Below are 25,628 nucleotides of genomic sequence, written 5' to 3'. Positions count from 1 at the left end.
CGCTCCTTTCGGGGCGGCCTTTTTTCTGTCCGGGCCGTCGCGTCGACCGGGGACGACACGTCCTGGCAAGCACGCTGATGCGCGATCCGGCGGACGGCGTTATCCTCGTCCGGCCGAAGCTGCGATCCGAACCTCGGTCCGACGGAGCGGATGCCCGGCCCCACCGCGTGCGAGGGACTCGACGCATGAGCAACGTGATTCGTCCCACCTTCGGCCGCCAGCCGGAACCCGTCGACGCGGAGTCCGACGAGGCGGCCTATCAGCCGCTTCGGGTCTACGGCGAGGCCGCCGGCCACGTCGTCGCCCTGGTCGAGGATCCCGACGCGCCGGCCGGCGCCGTGCTCAAGGTCGTGGTCGGGCCGCTTTCGGGAAACATCGTCGAGGCCGTCGCGGTTCTGCCCCGGACGGAGGCCGGCGAGATCGATGCCGAGCTCGTCGGCATGGCGGTGCTGCGCACCCTCGCGCTGATGGATTAGGGCGTCGGCCCGGGAAAGCCGCCCTTGCCGGTACGCCGAGACGCGGCATGCGCATCCCCAAAGGCGCGGCGATCGGGTAGCGTGTCGCCCGATCGGAGGACCGCCCGGCAACCTCCCCCATCCCGGCCACGGACGGGTCGAACCCCATGCCAGCCCTCGGCCCGTTGCGCGACCGCCTCGGGGCGGCCCCGGCGCTCCACGATCCGGACACCGCCGCCGCCCGGCTCGGCGACGTCGAAGCCGCATTCCCGGCGGGGTTCCTCACGCCGCCCCTGCGGGCGCTGCTCCTCGGGATCGCCGACCATTCCCCGTTCCTGTGGCGGCTGATCGCACAGGCGCCGGAGCGCTTCGCCGCCCTGGTCGAGAAGGCCCCGGAAGCGTCCGACGCGGCGATCACGGCGCGCCAGCGCGCCGCCGGGCGCGCGGGCGGCACGAAGCCGGACCTCGTCGCGATCGGGCGAGCGCTCCGGTGGAACCGGGCGGAGCATGCGCTGCTCGTCGCGCTGGCCGATCTCGGCGGGCTCTGGGACCTCCCGACGGTGACGAAGGCCCTGTCGGACTTCGCCGACGCGTCCGTCGGCGCCGCGGCCGACGCGCTCCTGCTCCAGGCGGCCGGGGCGGGGAAGCTGCATCCGCCCGACCCGGGCGACCCGCAGGCCGGTTCGGGGCTCGTCGTCCTCGGCCTGGGCAAGCTCGGCGGGGGCGAGCTCAACTATTCCAGCGACATCGACCTGATCGTGTTCTTCGACGCCGCCCGCGCGCCGCTCGCCGACGGCGTCGAGGCGAAGCCCTTCTTCGCCAAGGTCGCGCAGGGCATCGCCAAGCTGTTGGAGGAGCGCACCGCCGAGGGCTACGTCCACCGGGTCGATTACCGGCTGCGGCCCGATCCCGGCTCGACCGCGGTGGCGCTCTCCACCGATTTCGCCTTCGACTACTATCAGTCGCTCGGCCAGAACTGGGAACGGGCCGCCTTCATCAAGGCACGGCCGATCGCCGGCGATCGCGAGGCCGGCGCGCGCTTCCTGGCCGAGCTCACGCCGTTCATCTGGCGCAAGTATTTCGACTTCGCCGCCATCGCCGACATCCACGCGATGAAGCGCCAGATCCACGTGGTGCGCGGGCACGAGGCCCTCGCCGTCGGCGGCCACGACATCAAGCTCGGCCGCGGCGGCATTCGCGAGATCGAGTTCTTCGTCCAGACGCAGCAGCTGGTCTTCGGCGGGCGGCGCCCGGAGCTGCGCGGCAGCCGGACGGTGCCGATGCTGAGCCGCCTCACCGACGCCGGCTGGATCACCGGGGCCGCACGGGACGAATTGCACGCGGCCTACGCGTTCCTGCGCACGATCGAGCATCGCCTGCAGATGCGTCGCGACGAGCAGACGCAGCGCCTGCCGCTCGAGCCGGACGATCTCACCGCCTTCGCACGCTTCTGCGGCTTCGCCACGCGTGCGGCGTTCGAGGCGGCGCTCCTGCACCATGCCGGCCGTGTCCAAGCCCATTACGTGCTGCTGTTCGAGACCGCGCCGAGCCTCTCGGCCGAGGTCGGCGACCTCGTCTTCAGCGGCAGCGAGGACGATCCCGCGACGCTGGCCACGCTTTCGGCGCTCGGCTTCGCCGAGCCGGCGCGCACGATCGAGACCGTGCGTGGCTGGCATTTCGGCCGGCGCCCTGCGGTGCGCACCGCGCGCGCGCGCGCCGTCCTGACCGAGCTGCTGCCGAGCCTGCTCCAGGCGCTCGGCGGCACGGCGGAGCCGGACGCGGCGCTGAACACCCTCGACCACGCCTTCGGCCGGATGCCGGACGCGGCCGAGCTGCTGACGATCCTGCTCGCGCACGAACGCCTGCGCCTGCTGTTCGCCGACATCCTCGGCACCGCGCCGCGCCTCGCGGCGACCGTCGGGAGCGGCCCGCACGTGCTCGACGCGGTGCTCGATCCCGACTTCGTCCTGCCGACCACCGATGCGGGGGCGATCGCCGCGCAGTACCGGGCGCTGGTCGGCAGCCCGGGGGACCACGAGACCTTCCTCGACCGCAGCCGCGACGCGGCCCGGCAGCTGCGCTTCGTCACCGGAGCGCGGCTGCTTTCGGGCATCCTGTCGGCGGCCCAGGCCGGCGAGGCCTATTCCGGGATCGCCGAAGCCGCGGTCGCCGCCAGCCTCGCGGCGGTCGAGCGCGGGTTCGCGGCGGAATACGGCACGGTGCCGCAGGGGCGCTGCGCGATCCTCGCCGTCGGCCGCCTCGGCTCGCGCCAGCTCACGGCGGAATCCGACCTCGACCTCATCGTCGTCTACGATTTCGACCCCGAGGACCGCACCACCACGGGCCCGAAGGCGATCGACGCGGTGGTGGCCTACAACCGCCTCGCCCAGCGGCTCTACGCGGCGCTGACCGTCCAGACCCGGCGCGGCGGCCTCTACGCCGTCGACCTGCGCCTGCGGCCGGGCGGCGAGCACAGCCCGACCGCGGTGCAGGTGCGGGGCTTCGTCGCCTATCACCAGGACGAAGCCGAGATCTGGGAGCACATGGTGCTGACCCGGGCGCGCGTGATCGCGGGCGATGCCGGCCTCGGCGGCGAGATCGCGGCGCGCATCCGCGAGACCGTGGCGCGGCCGCGCGATGCGACCGCGGTGTGCGCGGCGGTGCGCGACATGCGCGGGCTGGTCGCCCGCGAGAAGGGCCATCGCGGGCCGCTCGACCTGAAGCTGGCGCCGGGCGCCCTGCTCGATCTCGAGTTCCTGGCCCAGGCCCTCGTGCTCGGCCACGCGCAGGCCGATCCCGATCTGGTCGGCGCCACCGCCGACGCGGTGCTGGAGCGGGCCGGCGCCCGCGGGATCCTGCCCATCGACACCGCAACCCGGCTCGCCGACGCCTATCGGCTGTTCGACACGGTGCATCATTGGCAGCGGCTGGTCGGCGCGGACGGGTCGGCGCCGTCGCGCGGCGCGCTGGCCCGCATGGCGACGGCGATGGGCGTCCCAAGTGCCGAGACCCTGGTCGCGCAGATTCAGGCCGAGCGGCGCGCGACGCGTAAGATCCTTCTCGCTCTTCGACGCACGAAGCACTGACGTCGCCGCATCGTTCGACGCCGAACGACTTTGCCGAGCTTCAAGGCGGGTATCGTAGGTTGTGGAAATCTGTCACAACCTTGACCACTCGGCATCACCACTGGTGTCGCGCGGTCGGAGACCATCGTGAACGACGCACCGCGCCCCACCGACCTGAGGACCCTCGCCACAGCGGCACCCGGGGCGGGGCAGCGCCGGTTCGCCGGCCTCGCCTGTGCGGCCTTCACCGCGCTGTCCTTCGCGCTGCTCCCGGTCGCAGGCCGCCCGATGGCCCCGATGCCGGGCTTCGTGGCGAGCTATCAGTCCGCGCTCGTTGTCGTCTCCGCGGTGACCACCGTGCTGTTCTTCGCGCAGTACGGCCGCACCCGCTCGGTGCCGCTGCTGGTGCTCTCGGCAGGCAGCCTCTACGTGACGCTGATCGTCGCGGTTCAGCTTCTCAGCTTTCCGAACGTGTTCGGTGCCGACCGCATCCTCGGCTCGAGCCCGGCGACGACGACGTGGCTCTGGACCCTGTGGCATCTCGGGCCGCCGCTGTTCGCGCTCCCCTACGCGATCATGGAGGGCGACGGCCGTACGAGGCTGATCGCACCCGACCGATCCGCGCGTGCCGGGATCGCCACGGCGATCGGCGCCGCGGCGGCGGTAGCCGGCCTGAGCTACCTCGTGGTCGCCCATGTCGATCGGCTGCCGACGACGGTCATCGGCGACGACTACTGGGCGCTGACCACCTCCGTCATCGGGCCGGCGGTCGTCGCGCTCACCCTGGCCTCGCTGGCGATCCTTTGCTGGACGACGCGCCTGCGCAGCCTGCTCCAGCTTTGGCTCGCGGTCTCGCTGTTCCTGCTGCTCCTCGACAACCTGGTGACGCAGACGGGCGCGGCGCGCGGCACCGTCGGTTGGTACGCCGGGCGGATCGAGGCGCTGATATCGGGCGTCGTCGTCCTGTGTGCCTACCTGCGCAAGGTCGATCTGCTCTACGGCCATGCCGAGCGCATCGCCGAGGCGCGCGAGCGCCAGCGCGCCGACCTCCAGGCCGCACGCGACCACCTCGCCATCGCGCTGGACGCCGCCGACATGGGCGACTGGGAGTTCGACCTCGCCGCCGGCGCCTCCCGCCGGAGCCTGCGCCATGATGCGATCTTCGGATACGACGCCCTGCAGCCGCGCTGGGACGTCGCGACGACCCTCGCCCACGTCGTCCGCGAGGATCGCGACGTCGCGGAGGCGGCCTTCGCCGCCGTCGCCGCCACCGGATCGCTCGACCTGCAATGCCGCATCCTGCGCGCCGGCGACGGCGCGACGCGCTGGATCGAGCTCAAGGGCCGGGCGGCGCGGGACGAGGCCGGCCGGGCGACCGGCCTCGCCGGAATCGTCGTCGACGTCACCGCCCGCCAGGACGCGGACGAACGCCTGTATCAGGCTCAGAAGATGGAGGCGATCGGCCAGCTCACCGGCGGCATCGCGCACGACTTCAACAACCTGCTGACCATCGTCATCGGCAACCTCGACATGATCGTCCGGCGCCCGGGCGACGCGCAGCGGGTGGAGCGCCTCGCCGGCTCGGCGATGACCGCGGCGCGGCGCGGTGCCGAGGTGACCGAGAAGCTGCTGTCCTTCTCGCGCCGGCAGGTGCTGCGGCCCGAGACGGTCAACCCGAACCGTCTGCTGAAGGATTTCCACACCCTGCTGCAGCGCGCCGTCGGCGAGACCATCGCCGTCGAATTCGACCTCGACCCCGCGCTCGATCCGGTGCGGCTTGACCCCGGTCAGTTCGAGAGCGCGATCCTCAACCTCGCGGTCAACGCCCGCGATGCGATGCCGTCCGGCGGCCGCCTTCTGATCCGGACCGAGAACCTGACCGTGACGGGCGAACCGGGTGCCGCGCCGCCGGAACTCGCGCCCGGGCACTACGTCCACGTCGCGGTCAGCGACACCGGCCTGGGCATGGAGGCCGGCACCGCTTCGCGCGCCTTCGAGCCGTTCTTCACCACGAAGGAAGTCGGCAAGGGCACCGGCCTCGGGCTGAGCCAGGTCTACGGGTTCGCGCGTCAGGGCGGCGGGCAGGTCGTGCTGCAAAGCGAGGTCGGCACGGGCACGACCGTGTCGATCTACCTGCCGCATTCGAAGGAGCAGCCCGCATCGGCCCGTCCCGAGGGCCCGATGCCGCTGCGCCGAGCGACCGACGGCGAGGTGATCCTCGTGGTCGAGGACGAGCCGGCGGTGCTCGACATGGCGGTCGAGAGCCTGAGCGAGCTCGGCTACCGCACCCTGACCGCGACCCGTGCCGCCGAAGCGCTCGCCCGCCTGCAGGGGCCGGAGCGGGTCGACATCCTGTTCTCCGACGTGGTGATGCCGGGCGGCATGAACGGGGTACAGCTCTCCGTCGCAGCGCGTCGCCTCCGGCCGGACCTGCGCGTGTTGCTCGCCTCCGGCTACACGGCGTCCGCGTTCGGCGAGGACGGCCTGCCGGCCGACCTGCCCCTGCTCAACAAGCCCTACGGCCGCGAGGATCTGGCCGACAAGCTGCGGGTGGTCATGGGGCGGCGCTGAGGCGCGCCCGGCGGTCGAGGAACCACGCCAGCGCGATCATCGCCGCGAGGCCGCCGAGGTTGACGCCCACCTGCAGCGGCCAGCTCGGCCCGAAGGTGCGGTAGCTGATCCGCCCGATCAGCGCCGCGAGGCAGCCCAGCGCGAACACTTCGAGCGAATGGCGCCCGCACCATTCGAGCGGCCGCAGGCGCGGGCTCGTCGCGAGGCGGTGGAGCACGGGAGAGCCGAACAGGAGGTAGATCAGCGCGAGGATGTGCAGGAGCCGCAGCGGCGAGACCCGGGCCTTGTCCGGCACCGCCATTTCGAACGGCCTCATATCGGGCAGGCCGAAGACGTCCCAGGGGACGGCCTGGAACAGCGAGACGGCGAGATAGGCCCAGCACGCCGCCGTGAGCCAGGCGCGGCGCGGCAGCAGTCCGTCGCCGGCCGCGACCATCACGGCGAGCGCCATCCCGATCGCGAACAGGAACTGCCAGGCGAACGGGTTGAAGTACCAGCCGTCGTCGGCCGCCGCGTTCGGCAGGTTGAGGGCCGGGTCGAGGTTGGCCAGCACCCAGACCAGGCCCGACAGGCTCAGCACCGCCCACACGCTGCGGCGGATGCCGGCATAGTAGAGCGGAAACGCCGCAAGCAACACGATGTAGAGCGGCAGGATGTCGAGGTAGTTCGGCAGGGCGTTGAGCAGGAGCCCGCGCCACAGGCCGGACCACAACCCCATCTGCAGCAGCGGCGCGACCCCGAAGCGCGGGACGAGGCCGGTCGCGTCCATCCAGGCGCGCACGATCAGCAGGGTGGCGAGCAGCAGGCCGGCCTGGAACACGTAGATGCGCAGGCACCGCATCGCGATCCGCTTCAGGGTCTCCGGCACGCCCGCCCGCCGGAACAGGCCGCCATAGGCCACCGTCGCCGAGTAGCCCGCAAACAGAACGAACAGCTCCGCGGCATCCGAGAAGCCGAGATTGTGCGGCGTGATCAGCGCCGGCGCGTTGTTCGGGATGTGGTCGATGAAGATGATCAGCAGGGCGAGGCCGCGCAGGACGTCGACGCGCGGGTCGCGCTTGCGCGACGCAGGTGCGGGATCGGTCACGCGGCCAATCGAAGGAGGGTGCTGGGCATCGGCATCTCGGAAGGCGTCGCCGCATGCTCTCGCACGCGGCGGCCCGGTCGAGCCAGCGCGCATCGCGGCGGCGCAGGCGCGATCCGATCACGATCGAACGACGGCCGGCGGGAGCGTCCGCGGGAGACGGCTGCAAAGCGGTCTCCGCGCGAGCCGGCCGTGTGCGGCCCCTACATCGCCAAGGCGCAATCGCGCCTGGCATTTCAACCGCCTTGCGCTGAGCGGCGTCGGGGCCGAATGACAGAAAGCGGCAGGATAATACGTTTCGCAGGCCTCTTGAGGTCTGGTATATTGCATACCTGCTGAATCGATGCATGATGCAGACACGCGAACAGAGAGTCGCAGGCGGAGGAGACCGGGATGGAACGTCAGGACGCCCCTGCGGCGAAATGGTGGCAGCTCGCCTTCGGCGTGCTCTGCATGGCGATGATCGCCAACCTTCAATACGGCTGGACGCTGTTCGTCGACCCGATCGACGCGGACCACCATTGGGGCCGGGCCTCGATCCAGCTCGCCTTCACCGTCTTCGTCGCCACCGAGACCTGGCTGGTACCGGTCGAGGCTTGGTTCGTCGACAATTACGGCCCCAAGGTCGTCGTCGCCTTCGGCGGCGTGATGATCGCCCTGGCCTGGGTGATCAACGCCTACGCGGGATCGCTGCCGGTGCTGTATCTCGGCGCGGTGGTCGGCGGCATCGGCGCCGGGTCGGTCTACGGCACCTGCGTCGGCAACGCACTGAAGTGGTTCCCGGATCGCCGGGGCTTGGCCGCCGGCGCCACCGCCGCCGGGTTCGGCGCGGGCGCCGCGATCACCGTCGTGCCGATCGCGAAGATGATCGCCTCGAGCGGCTACCAGAGCGCGTTCCTCACCTTCGGCCTGATCCAGGGCGCGGTGGTGGTGTTCCTCTCGATCTTCCTGCGCAAGCCGAGGCATGCCGGGCCGATCCAGCGCAGGCGCCACAACCTGCCGCAGAGCCAGGTTGATCGCACCCCGAGCGAGACCGTGCGCACCCCGGTGTTCTGGGTGATGTACGCGATGTTCGTGATGGTCGCGGCCGGCGGCCTGATGGCGGCGGCGCAGATCGCCCCGATCGCCCACGACTTCCACGTCGCCGACGTGCCGGTGAGCATGCTCGGCCTGACCATGGCGACGCTCACCCTGGCGATCTCGCTCGACCGGATCTTCGACGGGTTCGGCCGGCCGTTCTTCGGCTGGGTCTCCGACCAGATCGGGCGCGAGAACACGATGTTCATCGCCTTCTCGACCGCCGCGGTCGCGGTGCTGCTGCTCCTGAGCTACGGCACCACCCCGGCGGTGTTCGTGCTGGCGACCGCCCTCTACTTCGGCGTGTTCGGCGAGATCTACTCGCTGTTCCCCGCCACCTGCGGCGACACGTTCGGCTCGAAGTTCGCCACCAGCAATGCCGGGCTGCTCTACACCGCGAAGGGCACCGCCTCGTTCCTGGTGCCGTTCGGCAGCCTGATCGCCGCGGCGTACGGCTGGTATGCGGTGTTCGGCATGATCGTCGCCCTCAACCTCGCCGCGGCGGCGCTGGCGATCTTCGTCCTGAAGCCGATGCGGAGCCGCTACCTCGCCCTCGACGCCACGCTGCCGGTGCCGAAGGCCGAGCCCATCCGGATCGCCTGAGGCGGCGGGTCCGTCGCTTCAGGGCCCGCCCCCTTCGACGATCGCTCGATCGACCCGCGCGCGGCGCGGATCCTGCGACCAGCCATCCGGGGCCGAGGCCCCGGAGCGGCCCAACATTCATCCATTCGGGAGGCCGAGATGTCCGCACGCGCCCAAGTCATCGATATGCACACCGCCGACGTCAACATGGCCGAGGCCGACACGCAGCCGGCGCTGACCGACGGCTTCCACCTCGTCATCGACGCGCTCAAGCTCAACGGCATCACCACGATCTACGGGGTGCCCGGCATCCCGATCACCGATCTCGGGCGCCTCGCCCAGGCCGAGGGCATCCGGGTGATCTCGTTCCGGCACGAGCAGCATGCCGGCAACGCGGCCGCGATCGCCGGCTTCCTGACGAAGAAGCCGGGCATCTGCCTCACGGTCTCGGCGCCGGGCTTCCTCAACGGCCTGACGGCGCTCGCCAACGCCACCACCAATTGCTTCCCGATGATCCTGATCTCGGGCTCCTCCGAGCGCGAGATCGTCGACCTGCAGCAGGGCGACTACGAGGAGATGGACCAGCTCGCCATCGCCAAGCCCCTGTGCAAGGCCGCCTTCCGCGTGCTGCACGCCGCCGACATCGGCATCGGCGTCGCGCGCGCGATCCGCGCCGCCTGCTCGGGCAGGCCCGGCGGCGTCTACCTCGACCTGCCGGCCAAGCTGTTCGCGCAGGTGATGGACGCGGAAGCCGGCGCGAAGTCGCTGGTGCAGGTGATCGACCCGGCTCCCGCCCAGATCCCGGCGCCGGAGGCGATCGCGCGCGCGCTCGCGGTGCTGAAAGGCGCCGAGCGCCCCCTGATCATTCTGGGCAAGGGCGCCGCCTACGCGCAGGCCGACGCAGCGATCCGCGATCTCGTCGAGAGCAGCGGCATTCCCTACGTGCCGATGAGCATGGCCAAGGGCCTCCTGCCCGACACCCATCCCCAGTCGGCCGGCGCGGCGCGCTCGACGGTGCTCAAGGAGGCCGACGTGGTGCTCCTGATCGGCGCCCGCCTGAACTGGCTGCTCTCGCACGGCAAGGGCAAGACCTGGGGCGCGCCGGGCTCGAAGAAGTTCATCCAGATCGACATCGAGCCGCGCGAGATGGACTCGAACGTCGAGATCGTGGCGCCGGTGGTCGGCGACATCGGCTCCTGCGTCGCGGCCCTGCTCGACGGGATGAAGGGCGGCTGGCCGGCGCCGCCCGCCGCCTGGACCGACACGATCAAGGCGAAGAAGGACGCCAACATCGCCAAGATGGGCCAGCGCCTCCTGAAGAACTCCACGCCGATGGACTTCCACGGCGCGCTCGGCGTGCTGCGCACCATCATCAGGGAGCGGCCGGATGCGATCCTCGTCAACGAGGGCGCCAACACCCTCGACCTCGCCCGCGGCGTCATCGACATGTACCAGCCGCGCAAGCGCCTCGACGTCGGCACCTGGGGCATCATGGGCATCGGCATGGGCTTCGCCGTGGCGGCGGCCGTCGAGACCGGCAAGCCGGTGCTCGCGGTCGAGGGCGACTCGGCCTTCGGCTTCTCGGGCATGGAGGTCGAGACGATCTGCCGTTACGAGCTGCCGGTCTGCATCGTGGTGTTCAACAACAACGGCATCTACCGCGGCACCGACGTGAACCCCTCGGGCGCCGCCGACGTGGCGCCGACCGTGTTCGTGAAGGACGCGCGCTACGACAAGATGATGGAGGCCTTCGGCGGCGTCGGGGTCCACGTCACGACGCCGGACGCGCTGCGCGAGGCGGTCAACACGGCGATGGATTCGGGGCGGCCGACCCTGATCAACGCGGTCATCGACCCCGCCGCCGGCACGGAGAGCGGCAACATCGGCAGCCTCAACCCGCAGAGCACCGTGAAGCGGAAGTGAGGCGAACAGATCGGGGCTCGTAACCCGTCGATCGACGCCGAGCCCGTCATTCCGGGCTCGGCTTCGCAGCCCCGGAATGACGGGCTCGGCATCAACGGCCTTCCGGGTTCTTCGGCGAGAACACGATGATCGACCCTCGCCTCATCGGCCGGATCGCCTTCGCGCACCGGCTGCCGACGCGGCCGCCGCTGGCGCCGGGGCGGCACGCGCTCGGGCTGTTTGCGGAGCGGGACGCGATCCTGCGGGTGCCGCATGGCATCGACCCGCGCAGGCCGACGCCGCTCGTGGTGCTGTTCCACGGCGGCGGAGGCAGCGCCGAGAAGATCCTGCCGATGCTGGAGGCGCATGCGGAGACGCGTCGCTTCCTGCTGCTGGCGCCGCAATCGCTGTTCCCGACCTGGGACCTGGTCATCGCCGGCCACGGGCCCGACGGCGAGCGCCTCGAAGCCGCGCTCGCCGAGGTCGGTTCGCGGTTCCTGCTCGATCCGGCGCGGCTGGCCTTCGCGGGGCATTCGGACGGCGGCAGCTACGCCCTCTCATCGGGCCTGACCAACGGCGACGTCGTCACCCACGTCATCGCCTCGTCCGCCGGCTTCCTCAGCGTGCAGGTCCAGGCCGGCGCGCCGCGGATCTTCGTCTCGCACGGCACCCGGGACGCGCAGATCGCGGTCGGCCATGGCGGGCGCAGCCACGCCGCCCAGCTGGAGCGGGCCGGCTACGACGTCACCTACGTCGAGTACGACGGCCCCCACGCCTACGATCCGGCCGTGGTTGCGCAGGCAGTGGCGTTCTTCCTCGGCGAGCCGAGCCCGCCCTGACGTCGCGGCGGATCAGGCCGGCGCGACGGCGAGTGCGCGAGGCGCCGGCGCGTCGGCCCTCGGCCGTTCCGCGTCGGTGAGCAGCGCCGCCACGAGGTCGCCCTGCGAGACGATCCCGACGAGGCGGTCGTCCGGCCCGACCACCGGCAGGTGATGCAGGCCGAGGCCCGACATCTGCAGAACCACCTCGCCGATCGGGCTTTCCGGCCGCAGGGTGACGACCGGGCTGGTCATGATGTCCTCGACGCATCCGTGGGGGGCACGCCCGCGCGATGCGGTCAGGCGCAGGCGGCGCGCGAGCCCGAGTCGCGGGCCGCGCCGGTCCCAGGCCGCCTTGTCGAGGAGGTCGGTCTGCGTGACGATGCCGACCACGCGGGCGCTCTCGTCGGTGACGGGCAGGACCTTGATGTGGTGGCGTCGGAGCAGGGCGAGGGCGTCCATCAGCGGGGCGCCGGGCGCGATGGCGACGACGTCGCGGGTCATGATCGCGGCGCAGTCGGTCTGCCCCGAGCGCCGGCGGTAGGAGCGGATCTGCGCCTGGCGCAGGATCGCCTCGAGGTCGCTCCGGCCGACGTCGAGGAGCTGGTCGAAGTCCTCAAGCGCCGCGTCGAGGTCGGCGGAGGTGAAGCCGAGCGGTGCGGTGGCGCGCTCGGCGCCGATCCGGCCGGGCGAGGCGGCAACCGCGTGATGCGGATAGGGCCGGCCCGTCAGGTTGTTGAACAGCAGCGCCGAGGCCAGCAGCAGCAGCGAGTTCGCGGCGACCGGCCAGAGCACGAAGCCGTAGCCGAGGTCGTGGATCGCCGGGCCGCCGAGGACCGCGGTGAGCGCGACCGCGCCGCTCGGCGGGTGGACGCAGCGCAGCGCCATCATCAGGCCGACAGTGCCGGCGATGGCCAGCGCCGCCGCGGAGACCGGATCGGGCACGAAGGTCGCGACGCTGACGCCGACCAGGGCCGCGACGAGGTTGCCGCCCACGATCGACCAGGGCTGCGCCAGAGGGCTCGCCGGCACGGCGAACAGGAGCACCGCCGAGGCGCCCATCGGTGCGATCAGGAAGGGCAGGGCGGTGGTCGGTCCCAGCGCCCAAGCGCCGAGCACCCCGGTGACGAGGATGCCGAGCATCGCGCCGAGGGCCGACCGGATGCGCTCGCGGACGCTGAGCGGCGTCGCGGCCGGAACGAACCGGCGCCACAGGGCCTGCATGGATCCGAGCCTTTGCATGTTTCAGCGCCGCGCCACGCCTACACCCACCGAGGCCGTCGTCTTCGCACGGCCGACGGGACGAGGCACGGGTCCCTTCTCCCATGGGGAGAAGGACAGGATGAGGGGCGTGAGCTTTCCGGAGAGGTCACGCCCCTCACCCCAACCCTCTCCCCTTGGCAGAGGGGGCCGTCTGGTGCTTCGCGCGACCCATCCAGTCGTTCTCACGCGAAAACGGCGGAAGCCGCCCCCGCGTCCTGTGGGACCGGAAGCGGCTTCGCAGAGCGTCGGACCGCTCAGACCGCGCGGGCCTGATGCAGCTCCTCGATCTGCTGCTGGGTGTAGCCGAGGTCGACCAGCACCTCGTCGGTGTGCTCGCCGAGCAGCGGCGAGGACTTGATCTCGACCGTCATGTCCGAGAACTTGATCGGGCTTCCGACCGTCAGGTACGAGCCGAGATGCGGATGCGGCACCTCGACGACCGTGCCGCTGGCGCGCAAGGACGGATCGACCGAAATCTCCTTCATCGACATCACCGGGGCGCAGGGGATGTCGAACTTGCGCAGGATGTCGACCGCCTCGAACTTGGTCTTGTCGGCAAGCCACTCCTCGATCGTGCCGAAGATGTCCATGATCTTGTCCTGGCGGGCGGATGCGGTCTTGTAGGCCGGATCGTCGATCCACTCCTCCTTGCCGATCGCCCGGCAGATCGGGGCCCAGGCATGGCCCTGGATCGTGAAGTAGATGTAGGCGTTCGGGTCGGTCTCCCAGCCCTTGCACTTGAGCACCCATCCGGGCTGGCCGCCGCCGCCGGCATTGCCGCCGCGCGGCACCACGTCCGAGAACGTGCCGTGCGGGTACTGCGGGTATTCCTCGAGGTAGCCGAGCGCATCGAGGCGCTGCTGGTCGCGCAGCTTCACGCGGCAGAGGTTCAGCACCGAATCCTGCATCGACACGGCGACCTTCTGGCCCTTGCCGGTCTTGTTCTTCTGGTGGAGCGCGGTGAGGATTCCGATGGCGAGGTGCATGCCGGTGTTGGAATCGCCGAGCGCGGCCGCGCTGACCGTCGGCGGCCCGTCCCAGAACCCAGTGGTCGAGGCGGCGCCGCCGGCGCACTGGGCGACGTTCTCGTAGACCTTGAGGTCCTCGTAGTGGTGGCCGTCGGAGAAGCCCTTCACCGAGGCGACGATCATGCCCGGGTTGAGCTCGTTGATCCGCGGCCAGGAGAAGCCCATCCGGTCGAGGGCGCCGGGGCCGAAATTCTCGACGAGCACGTCGGATTCGGCGATCAGCTTCTCCAGCACCTGCTTGCCCTCGGGCGTCTTGGTGTCGAGGGTCAGCGAACGCTTGTTCGAGTTCAGCATCGTGAAGTAGAGCGCATCCGCGCCCTCGACATGGCGCAGCTGGTTGCGGGTGACGTCGCCGGAGCCGGGGCGCTCGACCTTGATCACGTCGGCGCCGAACCAAGCCAGCAGCTGCGTGCAGGCCGGCCCGGCCTGGACGTGGGTGAAGTCGATGATCTTGATCCCCTCGAGTGGCTTGCTCATCGTCGGCTTTTCCTCTCTTGCGTAGATGGATGGCGACGCCGACCGTCGATCGGTGCCGCGTTCGGCGAGCGGAGACCGGGCTCTTCTGCGGAGCCTCGATCCGCGGTCACGTTGCTTTCGGCCGGATGCCGTCTTGCTGGCGAAATCCGGCCTTGATCTCTAGGACGTCGGCTGTTCCCTGCGGCGGACCGCCGAACGCCGTCGTCAGGCTTCCAGCTCGGCGAGGCGGCGCCGCATCGCGCGCTCCGCGTTCCAGCGTTCCGTCTCGTCGCGGATCACGGCGGTGATGCCGGTGACGTTCTCGTCGGCGTCGAACAGCATGCTGACCGTGAAGGCGATCGACAGGGCACGGCCGTCCTTGTGCAGGGCCGGCACCCGAAGCACCTCGGCGCCGTAGCGGGTGACGCCGGTGCGCATGGTCTTGCGGTAGCCCTCCCAGTGCCGGTGCCGGTGGCGATCGGGGGTGATCAGGTCGAGCGATCGCCCGAGCGCCTCCTCCGGCGCGAACCCGAAGATGCGCTCGGCGGCGGCGTTCCACACCACGATCGCCCCCTCGGGATCCGAGACCACGATCGCGTCGCCGGCATTCGAGACCAGTTGTTCGAAGTCGATCGCCTGGGACATGGAGGACGCTCATCAATCCTGGACCCGTCGTCCACCGCCGATCGTCGATCCGCGAGGGTCGTCGTCGGTCGCGCGGGCCGCGGAGCACGCGACGACGCGGACCCTGATCGGGATCGAGGTCAGCGGTCGGGAATTCGGCCGGGCATGGAAGCTCTCCCTGCGGCGGAGCCGGGCCACGCTCGCAATCGCCGAGACGATCCGTCGAGGGCTCGATTCCTTATTTGGTATTTGGTATGCCAGAGCAGAAATCGCGTCAAGGCACGCGATGCCCGCGCCGCCTCGCTTCGGTTTCAAATCGCGGATCTGTCAGCCGACCGGGCTCGAACCACGGAACGCCGGTGCCGATCGCAACATTCGGCAGCACAGGGAGCAATGCGATGACGCCGGCGCCGAGCATCACGATCAGCCAGGTCGGCGATTACGTCTTCACGGTGGATTTCGGCAAAGCATTGCCGGCCTTGCGCGTGGACGAGGCGGAGCCGATCGGCGGCGGGACCGGCCCCCATCCGGAACAGCTGCTGATCGCCGGCGTGGCGAACTGCCTGTGCGCCAGCCTGGTCTTCGCGCTGGGGAAGTTCCGCCAGGACGGCAAGGGCGTGTCCGCGGAAGCCACCTGCCGGATCGCGCGCAACGAGGCCGACCGCCTTCGGATCGTCGGCATCGACGTGCGGATCGCGCTCGGCGCCGCAGCCGCCGACATGCCGCGGATCGACCGGGTGCTCGACCAGTTCCAGCGGTTCTGCACGGTATCGGAGAGCGTGAAGCTCGGCATTCCCATCGCCGTCTCGGTGCACGACGGCACCGGCACGGCGTTGACCTGACGGCGGCCCCGCGAAGCGGAAGCGCGGCGCCCACCACGAGAGGAGATGCGATGTCGGACATGCACTGGGCGGGCGCCGAGGCGCCGGAGGCGTTGGCCCGCCTGTTCAACCAGCGCGCCAATGCCGGCGACGTCGAGGGGCTCGTCGCACTCTACGAGCCCGATGCGGTGCTCGCCGCGGGCCGCGTCGTCGCCACCGGGCACGCGGAGATCCGCGCCTTCTACGCCGACCTGCTGTCCCGGCGCTCGGACTTCCCGGCCGCGGACGTGCTGCCGCCGCTGCGCAACGGGCCGATCGCGATGACGTTCGCGCGGCTGCCCAACGGCACGATCTCCGCGGAGACCGCGCGCGAGCAGGCGGACGGGACGTGGCGCTGGGTGATCGACCAGCTGAAGATCAAGCCGTCCGAAGGTCAGGCCCGGTAATACGCGCGATACCAGCGCACGAACCGCTCGACGCCGGCCTCGATCGGGGTCGACGGCGCGAAGCCGACGGCGGCGGAGAGGTCGTCCACGTCGGCGAAGGTCGCCCGCACGTCGCCGGCCTGCATCGGCAGCATCCGCCGGACCGCCTTCACGCCGAGGCAGCCTTCCAGCACGTCGATCAGGTGGAGCAGCTGCACCGGCTGGTTGTTGCCGATATTGTAGAGCCGGTAGGGCGCGGCGCTCGTGCCCGGGTCGGGGCGTGCACCGTCCCAGCCCGGGTTCGGCGCGGCGATGCGCTCGCTGATCCGCACCACCCCGTCGACCACGTCGTCGACGTAGGTGAAGTCGCGCTGCATCAGCCCGTTGTTGAACACCGAGATCGGCTCGCCTGCGAGGATCGCCCGGGTGAACAGGAACAACGCCATGTCGGGCCGGTACCAGGGGCCGTAGACCGTGAAGAAGCGCAGGCCCGTGGTCGGCAGATCGTAGAGGTGGCTGTAGGAATGGGCGAACAGCTCGTTCGCCTTCTTGGTCGCCGCGTACAGGCTGACCGGGTGGTCGACGTTGTCGTGGACCGAGAACGGCATCTTGGTGAGCGCGCCGTAGACCGAGCTCGACGAGGCGTAGACGAGGTGCGCGCAGCCGTGATGGCGGCAACCTTCGAGGATGTTCAGGAATCCGTCTACGTTGCTGCGCGCGTAGGCGCGCGGGTTCTCGAGCGAGTAGCGCACGCCCGCCTGCGCCGCGAGGTGGACCACGAGCCGGAAGCGGTGCTCGGCGAACAGCGCATCGACGGCATCGGCCTCGGCGATGTCGAGCTTCAGGAAGCGGAAGTTCGGATGGGCCTCGAGCCGTGCGAGCCGCGCCTGCTTCAGGCCGACGTCGTAATAGGCGTTGAGGTTGTCGATGCCGATCACCGGCCGGCCGGCCGCGAGGTAGCGCTCGGCGACGTGGTACCCGATGAACCCGGCCGCCCCGGTGATCAGTACCGGATCCATGAGCGTCCCCCTTCGTGCGGCCGCATCCGCGGTCCGAAGCTGCGCCTCCCTAGACCATTTCCAGCGCTTGGTGGATGCCGTCGCGGAACGGGATCGATGTCGCGTCCGACGCGGGGAGCCGCGCCGGCGGCGGCCTGCGCGGAGCGCGTCCGCACGGGGGTGGAATACCGAGTTCGATCACCAACCGTGAGTAGAGCGAGCCGATCGGATCGTCGCGCCCGCGGAAACGCTTCCCGGCGGAGGAACCCCGACGCGACGGCGACGGTTCACCAGCGTACGCCGATGCTGAATCGGGCAGCGGCGCCGTTCGAGGCGGGGGCTCCGCCTCCGCAGACGACCCAAGGACTTCCCCAATGAAGAAACTGTTCCTGATCGCCGCGTCGCTGACGCTCATGTCCGCGACCGCCTTCGCCCAGGGGAACTCCCCCTACAACTCGTCCGGCTCCCAGGCCGGCGGCCCGCGCGGCGGCATGGAGCGCGCGATGGGTGCGCCGGGCGGCACGCCAGAGATGGGCTCGTCGATGCGCCCCGGCATGCGTCCGATGGCGCGTCCGATGATGCGCCACCAGCGCCGCCACCGCATGATGCATCACCGTCGCCACCGCATGTGATCGGTTCGACGTTCGCGCGAAAGGCCGCCCGAGAGGGCGGCCTTTTTCGTTTCCGGGATCGCTTTCCGGCCGGCATCGACCGGACGTCGGCCGAAAAAGTCACGGGGCGGCGAGCGCCCGGCGCTGGTCGGCGCAGATGCATTCGGCCTGTGCGGAACCCTATCGCCTCGTGCGCCTTTCGGTCGGCCGCGCTTCGGTGCCTGGCAACGGCCGCGCAGCGGCAGCCACCCACGGCCGCGAAAGTGACGATAAGCGTCGTGAACGGCTTGTCAGGGGGCGCCCATGCCGCGGTCTCGGCGTCGGTCACGACGCGGCGGGCATTCTCCGCGACGTCGCGGTGGACGCCGCGATCGGGAAAGGCGTCGCCCTGCAGGCCCTGCATCTGACGACGCCGGTGTCGCCCGATCCGGTGTCGAATTCCACCGACGCGTGGTGTCGGGCGGAGGCGCGATCGGTCCCCATCCCCGATCGCCGGCTTTCGAACGCGCATGCACGGAACCGGGCTTCGCTTTCGCGACGCCGCGGCTTCGCGCATCCTAGGTTCGAATTCACCGTCCCTTAACCGGATGCGGACATCACTCCTACGAATAGGGATTCGTCTTCGTGCCGCGGTGAATCATGAGCTTGTCGATCGGTACGAAGATCCACGCGATCACGGTGATCTGCGTGCTGGGGCTGATCAGCCTCATCGCCCTCTCGGTCATCGAACTCCGCGACGAGGTGACGAACAGCCGGGCGGTCAAGACGCAGCAGCTGGTCGAGGTCGCCGCCGGCGTGCTCGAGCATTTCGAGGGGGAGGCGCGGTCCGGCCGGATGATCGAAGCGGCCGCCAAGCGGTCGTCGCTTGAGGTCGTACGGAACCTGCGATACGGCGCGAACGAATACTTCTACATCATCGACGACCAGGTGCGGATGGTGATGCATCCGATCAAGCCGGCCCTCGACGGCACGGATCTCGCCGCGCTGAAGGATCCGGTGGGCAAGGCCTTGTTCGTCGAGATGGCCGACGTGGCACGGAGACGGGGGGCCGGCTTCGTGTCCTACATGTGGCCGAAACCCGGGGCCGAGCAGCCCGTCGACAAGATCTCGTTCGTGAAGCGCTTCGAGCCGTGGGGCTGGATCATCGGCTCGGGCGTCTACGCCGACGACACGCTGGTCCACCTCAAGGCCCTCGTGATCAAGCTGTCGCTCGGCCTCGGCGGCATCGCGCTGCTGGTCGGCAGCGCCGCCTTCCTCATCGGGCGGCAGGTCACCCGCCCGATCTACGGGCTCACCGACACGATGAGCCGGCTCGCCTGCGGCGCGACCGCCGTGGACATTCCGGGGATCGCGCGCCGCGACGAGATCGGCGAGATGGCCCGGGCGGTCGACGTCTTCCGCCAGAACGGGATCGAGCGCCTCGCCCTGGAAGCCCAGAAGGTCGCGGAGCAATCCGCCCGGCAGCGCCGGGCCGACCGGGTCGACCAGCTCGTGGTCGATTTCGACCGGACGATCGCGGGCGCGATCGGCATCGTCACCTCGGCCGCGACCGAGCTCGACGCGACCGCCCGCTCGATGACCCAGGTGGCCGACGCCACCAGCAACCAGGCCCTGGCATCCAGTGCGGCGGCGGAGGAGACCTCGGCGAACGTCCAGACGGTCGCCGCCGCAGCCGAGGAGATGGTCGCCTCGCTTCGGGAGATCGAGCGCCAGGTGCAGGAATCGAACGCGGTCGCCGCCACCGCATCCCGCGAGGCGCGCGCCACCGACGCCGCGATGGCGACGCTGTCGGAGGCGGCGGAGCGGATCGGCGAGGCCGTGGCCACCATCACCGCGATCGCCGGGCAGACCAACCTGCTGGCCTTGAACGCCACGATCGAGGCGGCGCGGGCCGGGGAGGCGGGCCGCGGCTTCGCGGTGGTCGCCGCCGAGGTCAAGGCGCTGGCCGGTCAGACCGCGCGGGCGACGGACGAGATCGGCGGCCAGATCCTGGCGATCCAGAACGCCAGCAGCCAAGCGGCCGCGACCATCCGGCAGGTCGGGCAGACCATCGTGTCGGTCAACGCGATCACCGGCACCATCGCGTCCACCGTCGTCGAGCAGACGGCCGCGACCGACGAGATTTCCCGCAACGCCGTCGAGGCGGCGCACGGGACGCAGGACGTCTCGCGGAACGTGGCGCAGGTGCTGGCCTCGGCCGGGGAGACCGGGACCGCCGCCCAGCAGGTGACGATGGCGGCCAACGAACTGGCCACGCAATCGGTGAACGTGCAGCGCGAGGTCGAGGCGTTCCTGTCGGCCATCCGCGCGGCCTGATCGACGGCGATCGATCGGATTCGGACGCAGGGCGATTTGCGTCCGCCGGGCCCGAACCCGGCGGAGCGTGCGGTCGCGATCACGAAACCCCGAGTTGGGCGCCGCGGCCGGGGCGGTTAACACCCCGGTAACCATAACCTTCGAGAACCGGGCCCTGAACGGCGGCGGGCTCAACCATGCGCCCCGGCCGAGTTCGAAGGAGCAACGACCATGGCCCCCGGTTACGTGATCGCCGCCTGTCTGGAAGGCGCCGGAGCCATCGGGATCGTCGTGGCGCTGTTTCGCCTTCACCGGGAGCAACGTGCCAAGGCCGCCGAGCTCGCCCGCTTCCTGCGGTCCGGGCAGGTCCCGGATGTGCCGCTGCCGAAGCCTCGACCGGCTGCCACCGCCCGCCCGGCGCCTGCCATCCGGCTCGGCTCGACGATGCGGCCGCCCGAGCCGATCGATCCCTCCGACGCGCTGCTCGCCCTTCGAAGCGCGTTCGGCGCGTCGGTGCGTTGACGGCGCGCGCTCCGCGCTCGCCTCAGCGCAGCAGGGCGTCGAGACCAAAGCCGCCGAAGACCACGAAGGCGAGCATCATCAGGAACTTGAGGTCGTCGATCGTCTCGGTCATGGCCGCCGCCCGCACGTGCTTGAACGCTGAAGACCGGGACCAGCCCGACCTCCTCACCCTCCTCCGTCGCGCGATTCCAAGCGAATCGTTTCAAGCTTTCTTAACCGGCCGTCCCGAACTTCTCGGAGACGTGCTTCACGCCTCGTTAAGGCCTTCGACATTCGTCAGGGCGCCGTCAACCATGTTCCCGCCGCGGCGGCTCGCCGGAACCCGAGCCGCATCCCGCTCGTTGGGTGCGCGGAACCTGCCTCCACGTTGAGGTGCCGCGACGACCGCTCGGCCCGCGCCTTTCCCGGCAGGCGGGCCTTTTTCATGGACGTCCGGTCGCTTGGCGGCAGCCCGTCCCGATCGGAGCCCCGTGATGCGCAACCTCCTCCTCACCCTCATCGTGCTCGCCGCCGGCTTCGTCCTCGTCGCGATGTACATCGCGCCGACCCAGCCCGGCCTGCGCACTTGGTATCGCGACAACGCCTGCGTCCACCTGGACAAGGTGAGCCCGCAGATCTGCGCGCCCATCCGTCAGGCCGAGGGCAGCGACAAGGTCTGACCCCCGGATGTCGGCCCTGCGCCGTGCCGTCGATTGGACGTTCCGCGACCGGAACACCGGCGCGATCGTGATTGGACAATGGCCCAATCTGCCGCTCTGGTTGTTCCTCGGATTGTCTGCCGCGCGATGGCTGCTCGCGCCGAAGGCTGACGGCGGGCAGAACGACGTCGGGATGTGGCTTCGGATCGCGTCCGGCGCGGCGCTCGCCTGGTGGGCGGCGGATGAGATCCTGCGCGGTGTGAACCCCTGGCGCCGCCTGCTCGGTGTGATCGCGTTGGCCGGTTTGGCGGTCTCCGCGGTGTTCGGCTGATCCAGGGCAGCTTCGGAGCGAGGCCGCGCCGGCATTCACGCCATTTCGTATTTTCTACGCAGCATCGAAACTTGTCGTTGCGTGCACAACGAATTTCGTGAACACGGTTTCGACCGATGGCCCGTTCGCGCTCGCATGTGACTATGCGAACAGAAGCCGGAAATCTGGGCGGGCGAAACCGATGACCAACCTGGGAACCACGCGCCGCCTGCAGGACGGCCCGCATCCGTCGAACGGCCTGCAGGTCCTGGGCAAGATCGCCGCCGTGCTCGCGATCCCGGTCCAGGATTTCTTCCGCGACGAGGTGCAAGCCTCCAGCGCCGCGACGCCCTCGGCGGCCGAGTGCGATCTGCTGATGACGGCGTTCCTGCGGGTGCGCGATCCCGAGATCCGGAACCGCATCGTCGGCATGCTGCGGGCGTATTCCGGCAACTGATCGCGGCGTCAGAGTTCAGCCGAATCGCGGGAGAGCTCGCTCCGCAGGCGCCGTGCCGCTTCGAGCAATGCGCCATCGCGCCGCTTGCGCGGACGGGGCAGGTCGATCCGCACCTCCGCCGACACGCGGCCGGGCTTGCCGGCCAGCACCACCACCCGGTCGGCCAGCGTCACCGCCTCGTCGATGTCGTGGGTCACGAACAGCACCGTCTTGCCGGTGGCGGCCTGGATGCGCTGCACCTCATTCTGGAGACCCTCGCGGGTGAAGCTGTCGAGGGCCGAGAACGGCTCGTCCATGAGCAGCACGTCCGGGTCGACCGCGAGCGCACGGGCGATGGCGACGCGCTGGCGCTGCCCGCCCGAGAGCTGGTGCGGCCAGCGCTGGGCGAGATCGTCGAGCCCGACGAGGGCCAGCATCTCGGCGGCCTTGGCCCGACGCTGGGAACGCGACAGGCCGCTGTTCTCCAGGCCGAAGGCGACGTTGTCGACGACCCGCCGCCACGGCAGCAGGCGTGCATCCTGGAACACCAGGGCCATCGGCGTGCGGCAGCCGGGCCGCGTCGCCAGCTCGACCGTGCCCGAGCTCGGCACGGCGAGGCCGATCAGCACCCGCAAGAGCGTCGACTTGCCGACGCCGGATTCGCCGACGATCACCAGGAACTCGCCGCGCGCGACGGTGAGATCGAGGTCCGACAGGATGACGTTGCGCGTGCCCCCGCGCGCGTAGGCGAGGCTCAAGGCCCGGAAGGCGATGATCGGGTCGCGCATGGCGGTGTCGGCCTGGGTCGCCATGCGCTCAGGTCCGCCAGCGCAGGAGCCAGCCCTGCAGGGCGACGAACGCCGAATCGAACAATCCGTAGAGCCCGGCCATGGTGAGCATGTAGACGACCACGATGTCGGTGGAGAGCAGGCTCGAGGCCTGCATCATCCGCTGCCCGACGCCCGGCACGCCGAAGATCTCGGCCGCGACCACCGCCATCCAGGCCTGGCCGAGCGCCGTGCGCAGGCCGACGAGGATGCCCGGCGTCGCCGCCGGCAGCAGGATTTTGGTCAGACGTGCGGGGGCCGAGCGGAAGCCGAAGGCCTGTGCCACCTCAACCAGGTCGCGGTCGACGCCGCGCACGGCGCCCTGCGTCGCGAAGAAGACGATCCAGAACACGCCGATGGCGATGATGAACACGGCCGCCGACGGCTCGACGCCGAACCAGATGATGGCGAACGGCACCCAGGCGAGGCCCGGGATCGGCCGCAGCAGACGCACAACCCAGGCGGTCGCGGCCTCGAACGTCCGCGACATACCGCCGACGAGGCCGAACGCGATCCCGGCGCCCGCGCCGACGGCGAGGCCGACGAGGTAGTGGCTCAGGCTCGACGCTACCGCCTCGAACCACACCCCGAGCTCGATCTCGCGCAGGAACGCGGCCGGGATCGTGCTCGGCGGCGGCAGGAAGGCCGGGTTGATCAGCCCGAGCCGGGGCGCCCCCTCCCAGACTAGGAGGAAGGCGGCGAGCCCGAGGGCCGACAGCAGGATCGCGCGGAGGACGGTCAGCGCGCGATCGCCTTCTCGTAGAAGCCCGGCACGAACAGGCCGTCGATCGGCACGTCCTTGTCGAGGGTGCCGATGCTCACCTGATAGGCCTGCATCTTCCGCGTCGCCTCGACGATCGCCCGCGGGTCGGCGGTGAACTTCGCCGCCGGCGAGGACAACGCCTTCCGGATCGTGGCGAGATCGGTGATGCCCTTGCCGAGCGCCTTCTCGACCGGCGGCGCGGCGCGGGCCGGATCGGTCTTGAGCAGGTCGGTCGCCTTCACCAGCGCGTCGACGAGGCCCTGCACCGCGGCCGGGTTCCTATCGGCGAAGGCGCCCGAGACGGCGACCACGGTGCCGGGCTGGTCGGGGAACATCTCGGCGCCGGTGGCGATCAGGGCGATCGCCGGGTTGCGCTGCTGAACGATCGTCAGCGCCGGCTCGCGGATCGAGGCGCCGTCGACGGCGCCGGCGAGCAGCGCCTGCTGCGTCGCGTCGATGCCCATGGCGACGACCTCGGCGTTCGTCTTGTCGGTCTTGGCCACCTGCCAGAGCCAGTGCTGCAGCGTGGTGTTCGGCACCGAGCCCGGCGGCTGGGTCGCGAGGCGTGCGGCGCGGCCCTCCTTCTCCCGGTAGCGGCGGAAGGCCTCCGCCTTGTCGGCGGTCGCCGCGAAGTAGGGCGCGAGCTTGGGGCCGGCGACGAACACCATCTCCTCGACCGCGGTCGCGGCGACCACGCGCACGTCGATGTTCTTGGTGCGCGCCACCGCCAGCGGCGCGATGCCCGCGACGTAGACGTCGATGGTGCCGGAGGCCAGCGCCTGGATCATGTTCGGCCCGGACTCGAAGGTGGTGAATCTCGGCTTGAGCCCGGCGGCCTCGAGCCAGCCCTCTCCGTTGGCGACGAAGATCGGCGCCGCGCCGATCACCGGGATCACGCCGATGCGGACGGGCACCGGCGCGGTCTGCGCCGTCGCGGAGCCCGCCCCGAGGGCGTCCGCCCCGAACGCGAGCAGGCCCGCAGCGAGGATCGTCCGGCGATTGGGGAACTGACGCATGGGCTCGGGATTTCCGGGCTCGGGAGCGGAGCGGCTTCGGCCGCTCCCATGCCACAGGCCGGCGAAAGTGCAAATCGGCGCGCCGAAAACGCCATCCGCCCTCGCTCGCGCGTGGCAAGCACTTCGATTGCGACCACATGGTTACGAAGGATGAAGCCGCGCAAAATCGGCTAGGTATTCCAATGCAACTTTCAGATGCTGGAAAACGGTTCTGTACTCATAGAAAGTGTGTCTGAGAGATATCCACAGAGTCGAATTTTATTGCCATTCATTTCTGTATAAGGCATCCATCCTTTCCACCAGAGAAGTCTGCCTTGGGGATGATCGTCGCGATGCTCAGCTTCGCTTGCCTGACCTGCGGCGTTGGCCTTGCCCGCATGTCGACGCGCGACCCGGATCGGGCGCCGATGCTGGAACGATGGAGCGGGCTCTGCCTGCTCGCCGGCCTCGCCCTGCTCGGAGCCGCCCTGCCGCTCTTCCGCTGACGTTGCGGCGCGGCCGGAACAGGCCGGTCCGGCTCCCGTTGTCACGCGACTGCGGCGCTTTTCCGCGGCATCGATCGAGGGAATGATCTCATGAGCCTACTCGGCAGCATCGTCAGCAAGATCCTGCATCCGTTCGGAGGCGCCTCCTCCTCGGCGGCCCCCTCGACCCCGGATGCCGGCGGCGCCAGCAGCCCGGCCTCGACCACCACGGCCGACGCAACGCCGTCCGCCTCGGGCGAGCCCGTGGACGTGGAGGCGGTGCTCAACGGCATGGCCCAGAAGAATTCCCAGACGCTGAACTGGCGCACCTCGATCGTGGACCTGATGAAGCTCCTCGATCTCGATTCAAGCCTGACCGCCCGCAAGCAGCTCGCCGACGAGCTGCACTACACCGGCGACAAGGACGATTCGGCCACGATGAACGTCTGGCTGCACAAGCAGGTGATCAAGAAGCTCGAGGAGAACGGCGGCAAGGTGCCGGCCGACCTCAAGGACTGATCACGGTCGCCCGCGACGATCGAAGCCCGGCCATCGCGCCGGGCTTTTTCGTGCGCGC

At 70.3% G+C, this 25,628-nt stretch carries 25 protein-coding genes; 17 read left to right on the top strand and 8 right to left on the bottom strand.

From position 1 onward, the window contains the following. Positions 1-185 precede the first annotated feature (185 nt). The 3 genes from MKK64_RS23580 to MKK64_RS23570 all read left to right on the top strand — a co-directional run bounded on the left by MKK64_RS23580 (position 186) and on the right by MKK64_RS23570 (position 6,091). Positions 186-476, top strand: coding sequence for a hypothetical protein (locus MKK64_RS23580; protein ID WP_243937959.1), 291 nt, complete (start codon positions 186-188; stop codon positions 474-476). A gap of 146 nt (positions 477-622) precedes the next feature. Then, entirely contained in the window at positions 623-3,541 is a 2,919-nt protein-coding gene (locus MKK64_RS23575) for a bifunctional [glutamine synthetase] adenylyltransferase/[glutamine synthetase]-adenylyl-L-tyrosine phosphorylase (RefSeq protein ID WP_243937957.1), read from the top strand. A 126-nt stretch (positions 3,542-3,667) separates the two neighbouring features. Further along, positions 3,668-6,091: an MASE4 domain-containing protein gene (locus MKK64_RS23570; RefSeq protein WP_243937955.1), complete on the top strand. Its 2,424-nt coding sequence runs from the start codon at positions 3,668-3,670 to the stop codon at positions 6,089-6,091. Here the strand turns inward: MKK64_RS23570 and MKK64_RS23565 are convergent. Next, positions 6,075-7,178, bottom strand: coding sequence for an OpgC family protein (locus tag MKK64_RS23565; RefSeq protein ID WP_243937115.1), 1,104 nt, complete (start codon positions 7,176-7,178; stop codon positions 6,075-6,077). The genes MKK64_RS23570 and MKK64_RS23565 overlap by 17 nt on opposite strands. 390 nt (positions 7,179-7,568) lie before the next feature. Between MKK64_RS23565 and oxlT the strand changes: the two genes are divergently transcribed. The 3 genes from oxlT (at position 7,569) to MKK64_RS23550 (ending at position 11,575) form a co-directional block, all read left to right on the top strand. Further along, complete coding sequence (gene oxlT / locus MKK64_RS23560) at positions 7,569-8,855, top strand: oxalate/formate MFS antiporter (RefSeq protein ID WP_243937953.1); 1,287 nt, start codon at positions 7,569-7,571, stop codon at positions 8,853-8,855. A gap of 138 nt (positions 8,856-8,993) precedes the next feature. Beyond that, the gene (oxc, locus tag MKK64_RS23555) at positions 8,994-10,757 is read left to right on the top strand and encodes an oxalyl-CoA decarboxylase (protein WP_243937117.1); all 1,764 of its coding nucleotides are present in this window, start codon (positions 8,994-8,996) and stop codon (positions 10,755-10,757) included. Positions 10,758-10,882: 125 nt separating this feature from the next. Continuing rightward, positions 10,883-11,575: an alpha/beta hydrolase gene (locus MKK64_RS23550; RefSeq protein WP_243937951.1), complete on the top strand. Its 693-nt coding sequence runs from the start codon at positions 10,883-10,885 to the stop codon at positions 11,573-11,575. Between the two features lie 12 nt (positions 11,576-11,587). Here MKK64_RS23550 and MKK64_RS23545 read toward each other — a convergent pair whose 3' ends face one another. From MKK64_RS23545 to MKK64_RS23535, 3 genes are all read right to left on the bottom strand, one after another. Continuing rightward, positions 11,588-12,778, bottom strand: a complete 1,191-nt coding sequence (locus MKK64_RS23545) for an HPP family protein (RefSeq protein WP_243937949.1) — start codon at positions 12,776-12,778, stop codon at positions 11,588-11,590. A gap of 293 nt (positions 12,779-13,071) precedes the next feature. Continuing rightward, entirely contained in the window at positions 13,072-14,322 is a 1,251-nt protein-coding gene (gene frc, locus MKK64_RS23540) for a formyl-CoA transferase (RefSeq protein ID WP_147726229.1), read from the bottom strand. Positions 14,323-14,526: 204 nt separating this feature from the next. After that, positions 14,527-14,946, bottom strand: a complete 420-nt coding sequence (locus MKK64_RS23535) for a PAS domain-containing protein (protein ID WP_243937947.1) — start codon at positions 14,944-14,946, stop codon at positions 14,527-14,529. 377 nt (positions 14,947-15,323) lie between these two features. On the opposite strand from MKK64_RS23535, the gene MKK64_RS23530 reads away from it, so the two are divergent. After that, positions 15,324-15,767 (top strand): OsmC family protein, encoded by a 444-nt coding sequence (locus MKK64_RS23530; RefSeq protein ID WP_147840999.1) that lies wholly within the window; start codon positions 15,324-15,326, stop codon positions 15,765-15,767. A gap of 50 nt (positions 15,768-15,817) precedes the next feature. Next, positions 15,818-16,192, top strand: a complete 375-nt coding sequence (locus MKK64_RS23525; RefSeq protein ID WP_409568001.1) for a YybH family protein — start codon at positions 15,818-15,820, stop codon at positions 16,190-16,192. Here the strand turns inward: MKK64_RS23525 and MKK64_RS23520 are convergent. Beyond that, positions 16,180-17,190 carry an NAD-dependent epimerase gene (locus MKK64_RS23520; RefSeq protein WP_243937945.1) on the bottom strand — a complete coding sequence of 337 codons (1,011 nt, stop codon included), beginning with the start codon at positions 17,188-17,190 and terminating at the stop codon, positions 16,180-16,182. The two genes, MKK64_RS23525 and MKK64_RS23520, sit on opposite strands and share 13 nt — an antisense overlap. Before the next feature lie 353 nt (positions 17,191-17,543). On the opposite strand from MKK64_RS23520, the gene MKK64_RS23515 reads away from it, so the two are divergent. The 7 genes from MKK64_RS23515 to MKK64_RS23485 all read left to right on the top strand — a co-directional run bounded on the left by MKK64_RS23515 (position 17,544) and on the right by MKK64_RS23485 (position 22,002). Beyond that, positions 17,544-17,801 carry a hypothetical protein gene (locus tag MKK64_RS23515; protein WP_147726234.1) on the top strand — a complete coding sequence of 86 codons (258 nt, stop codon included), beginning with the start codon at positions 17,544-17,546 and terminating at the stop codon, positions 17,799-17,801. A gap of 169 nt (positions 17,802-17,970) precedes the next feature. Next, the gene (locus MKK64_RS23510; protein WP_243937938.1) at positions 17,971-18,363 is read left to right on the top strand and encodes a hypothetical protein; all 393 of its coding nucleotides are present in this window, start codon (positions 17,971-17,973) and stop codon (positions 18,361-18,363) included. A 56-nt stretch (positions 18,364-18,419) separates the two neighbouring features. After that, a complete protein-coding gene (locus MKK64_RS23505) occupies positions 18,420-20,096 on the top strand; it encodes a methyl-accepting chemotaxis protein (RefSeq protein WP_243937931.1) in 1,677 nt (558 codons plus the stop codon). Between the two features lie 210 nt (positions 20,097-20,306). Beyond that, positions 20,307-20,597 carry a hypothetical protein gene (locus tag MKK64_RS23500; RefSeq protein WP_243937916.1) on the top strand — a complete coding sequence of 97 codons (291 nt, stop codon included), beginning with the start codon at positions 20,307-20,309 and terminating at the stop codon, positions 20,595-20,597. Between the two features lie 473 nt (positions 20,598-21,070). Beyond that, on the top strand, positions 21,071-21,256 hold the full coding sequence (locus MKK64_RS23495) for a hypothetical protein (RefSeq protein WP_147726923.1): 186 nt from the start codon (positions 21,071-21,073) through the stop codon (positions 21,254-21,256). Positions 21,257-21,272: 16 nt separating this feature from the next. Then, on the top strand, positions 21,273-21,566 hold the full coding sequence (locus MKK64_RS23490; RefSeq protein ID WP_243938060.1) for a hypothetical protein: 294 nt from the start codon (positions 21,273-21,275) through the stop codon (positions 21,564-21,566). Between the two features lie 181 nt (positions 21,567-21,747). Continuing rightward, positions 21,748-22,002: a hypothetical protein gene (locus MKK64_RS23485; protein WP_147840993.1), complete on the top strand. Its 255-nt coding sequence runs from the start codon at positions 21,748-21,750 to the stop codon at positions 22,000-22,002. An 8-nt stretch (positions 22,003-22,010) separates the two neighbouring features. Here MKK64_RS23485 and MKK64_RS23480 read toward each other — a convergent pair whose 3' ends face one another. From MKK64_RS23480 to MKK64_RS23470, 3 genes are read right to left on the bottom strand one after another with little or no spacing between them, the layout of a single operon-like run. Then, positions 22,011-22,769, bottom strand: coding sequence for an ABC transporter ATP-binding protein (locus MKK64_RS23480; RefSeq protein WP_243938058.1), 759 nt, complete (start codon positions 22,767-22,769; stop codon positions 22,011-22,013). A 28-nt stretch (positions 22,770-22,797) separates the two neighbouring features. Further along, entirely contained in the window at positions 22,798-23,550 is a 753-nt protein-coding gene (locus MKK64_RS23475; RefSeq protein ID WP_243938056.1) for an ABC transporter permease, read from the bottom strand. Further along, the gene (locus tag MKK64_RS23470) at positions 23,547-24,587 is read right to left on the bottom strand and encodes an ABC transporter substrate-binding protein (protein ID WP_243937915.1); all 1,041 of its coding nucleotides are present in this window, start codon (positions 24,585-24,587) and stop codon (positions 23,547-23,549) included. Before MKK64_RS23470 ends, MKK64_RS23475 begins: the two co-directional genes overlap by 4 nt. A 332-nt stretch (positions 24,588-24,919) precedes the next feature. On the opposite strand from MKK64_RS23470, the gene MKK64_RS23465 reads away from it, so the two are divergent. Further along, positions 24,920-25,072 carry a hypothetical protein gene (locus MKK64_RS23465; RefSeq protein ID WP_187275349.1) on the top strand — a complete coding sequence of 51 codons (153 nt, stop codon included), beginning with the start codon at positions 24,920-24,922 and terminating at the stop codon, positions 25,070-25,072. Between the two features lie 90 nt (positions 25,073-25,162). Beyond that, complete coding sequence (locus tag MKK64_RS23460) at positions 25,163-25,570, top strand: DUF3597 domain-containing protein (RefSeq protein ID WP_243937913.1); 408 nt, start codon at positions 25,163-25,165, stop codon at positions 25,568-25,570. Positions 25,571-25,628: the final 58 nt, after the last annotated feature.

Origin of the sequence: Methylobacterium sp. E-025 (assembly GCF_022829705.1) — a bacterium.
GTDB lineage: Bacteria > Pseudomonadota > Alphaproteobacteria > Rhizobiales > Beijerinckiaceae > Methylobacterium.
This window is presented reverse-complemented; position numbering and strand designations above follow the sequence as displayed.

Excerpts from the sequence above, each read along its gene's own strand:
- MKK64_RS23580 (WP_243937959.1), top strand. The coding sequence starts at position 186 with ATGAGCAACGTGATTCGTCCCACCTTCGGCCGCCAGCCGGAACCCGTC.
- MKK64_RS23575 (WP_243937957.1), top strand. The coding sequence starts at position 623 with ATGCCAGCCCTCGGCCCGTTGCGCGACCGCCTCGGGGCGGCCCCGGCG.
- oxlT (WP_243937953.1), top strand. The coding sequence starts at position 7,569 with ATGGAACGTCAGGACGCCCCTGCGGCGAAATGGTGGCAGCTCGCCTTC.
- oxc (WP_243937117.1), top strand. The coding sequence starts at position 8,994 with ATGTCCGCACGCGCCCAAGTCATCGATATGCACACCGCCGACGTCAAC.
- MKK64_RS23550 (WP_243937951.1), top strand. The coding sequence starts at position 10,883 with ATGATCGACCCTCGCCTCATCGGCCGGATCGCCTTCGCGCACCGGCTG.
- MKK64_RS23545 (WP_243937949.1), bottom strand. The coding sequence starts at position 12,778 with ATGCAGGCCCTGTGGCGCCGGTTCGTTCCGGCCGCGACGCCGCTCAGC.
- frc (WP_147726229.1), bottom strand. The coding sequence starts at position 14,322 with ATGAGCAAGCCACTCGAGGGGATCAAGATCATCGACTTCACCCACGTC.
- MKK64_RS23535 (WP_243937947.1), bottom strand. The coding sequence starts at position 14,946 with ATGTCCCAGGCGATCGACTTCGAACAACTGGTCTCGAATGCCGGCGAC.
- MKK64_RS23530 (WP_147840999.1), top strand. The coding sequence starts at position 15,324 with ATGACGCCGGCGCCGAGCATCACGATCAGCCAGGTCGGCGATTACGTC.
- MKK64_RS23525 (WP_409568001.1), top strand. The coding sequence starts at position 15,818 with ATGTCGGACATGCACTGGGCGGGCGCCGAGGCGCCGGAGGCGTTGGCC.
- MKK64_RS23520 (WP_243937945.1), bottom strand. The coding sequence starts at position 17,190 with ATGGATCCGGTACTGATCACCGGGGCGGCCGGGTTCATCGGGTACCAC.
- MKK64_RS23515 (WP_147726234.1), top strand. The coding sequence starts at position 17,544 with ATGAAGAAACTGTTCCTGATCGCCGCGTCGCTGACGCTCATGTCCGCG.
- MKK64_RS23505 (WP_243937931.1), top strand. The coding sequence starts at position 18,420 with ATGAGCTTGTCGATCGGTACGAAGATCCACGCGATCACGGTGATCTGC.
- MKK64_RS23500 (WP_243937916.1), top strand. The coding sequence starts at position 20,307 with ATGGCCCCCGGTTACGTGATCGCCGCCTGTCTGGAAGGCGCCGGAGCC.
- MKK64_RS23495 (WP_147726923.1), top strand. The coding sequence starts at position 21,071 with ATGCGCAACCTCCTCCTCACCCTCATCGTGCTCGCCGCCGGCTTCGTC.
- MKK64_RS23485 (WP_147840993.1), top strand. The coding sequence starts at position 21,748 with ATGACCAACCTGGGAACCACGCGCCGCCTGCAGGACGGCCCGCATCCG.
- MKK64_RS23480 (WP_243938058.1), bottom strand. The coding sequence starts at position 22,769 with ATGCGCGACCCGATCATCGCCTTCCGGGCCTTGAGCCTCGCCTACGCG.
- MKK64_RS23470 (WP_243937915.1), bottom strand. The coding sequence starts at position 24,587 with ATGCGTCAGTTCCCCAATCGCCGGACGATCCTCGCTGCGGGCCTGCTC.
- MKK64_RS23465 (WP_187275349.1), top strand. The coding sequence starts at position 24,920 with ATGCTCAGCTTCGCTTGCCTGACCTGCGGCGTTGGCCTTGCCCGCATG.
- MKK64_RS23460 (WP_243937913.1), top strand. The coding sequence starts at position 25,163 with ATGAGCCTACTCGGCAGCATCGTCAGCAAGATCCTGCATCCGTTCGGA.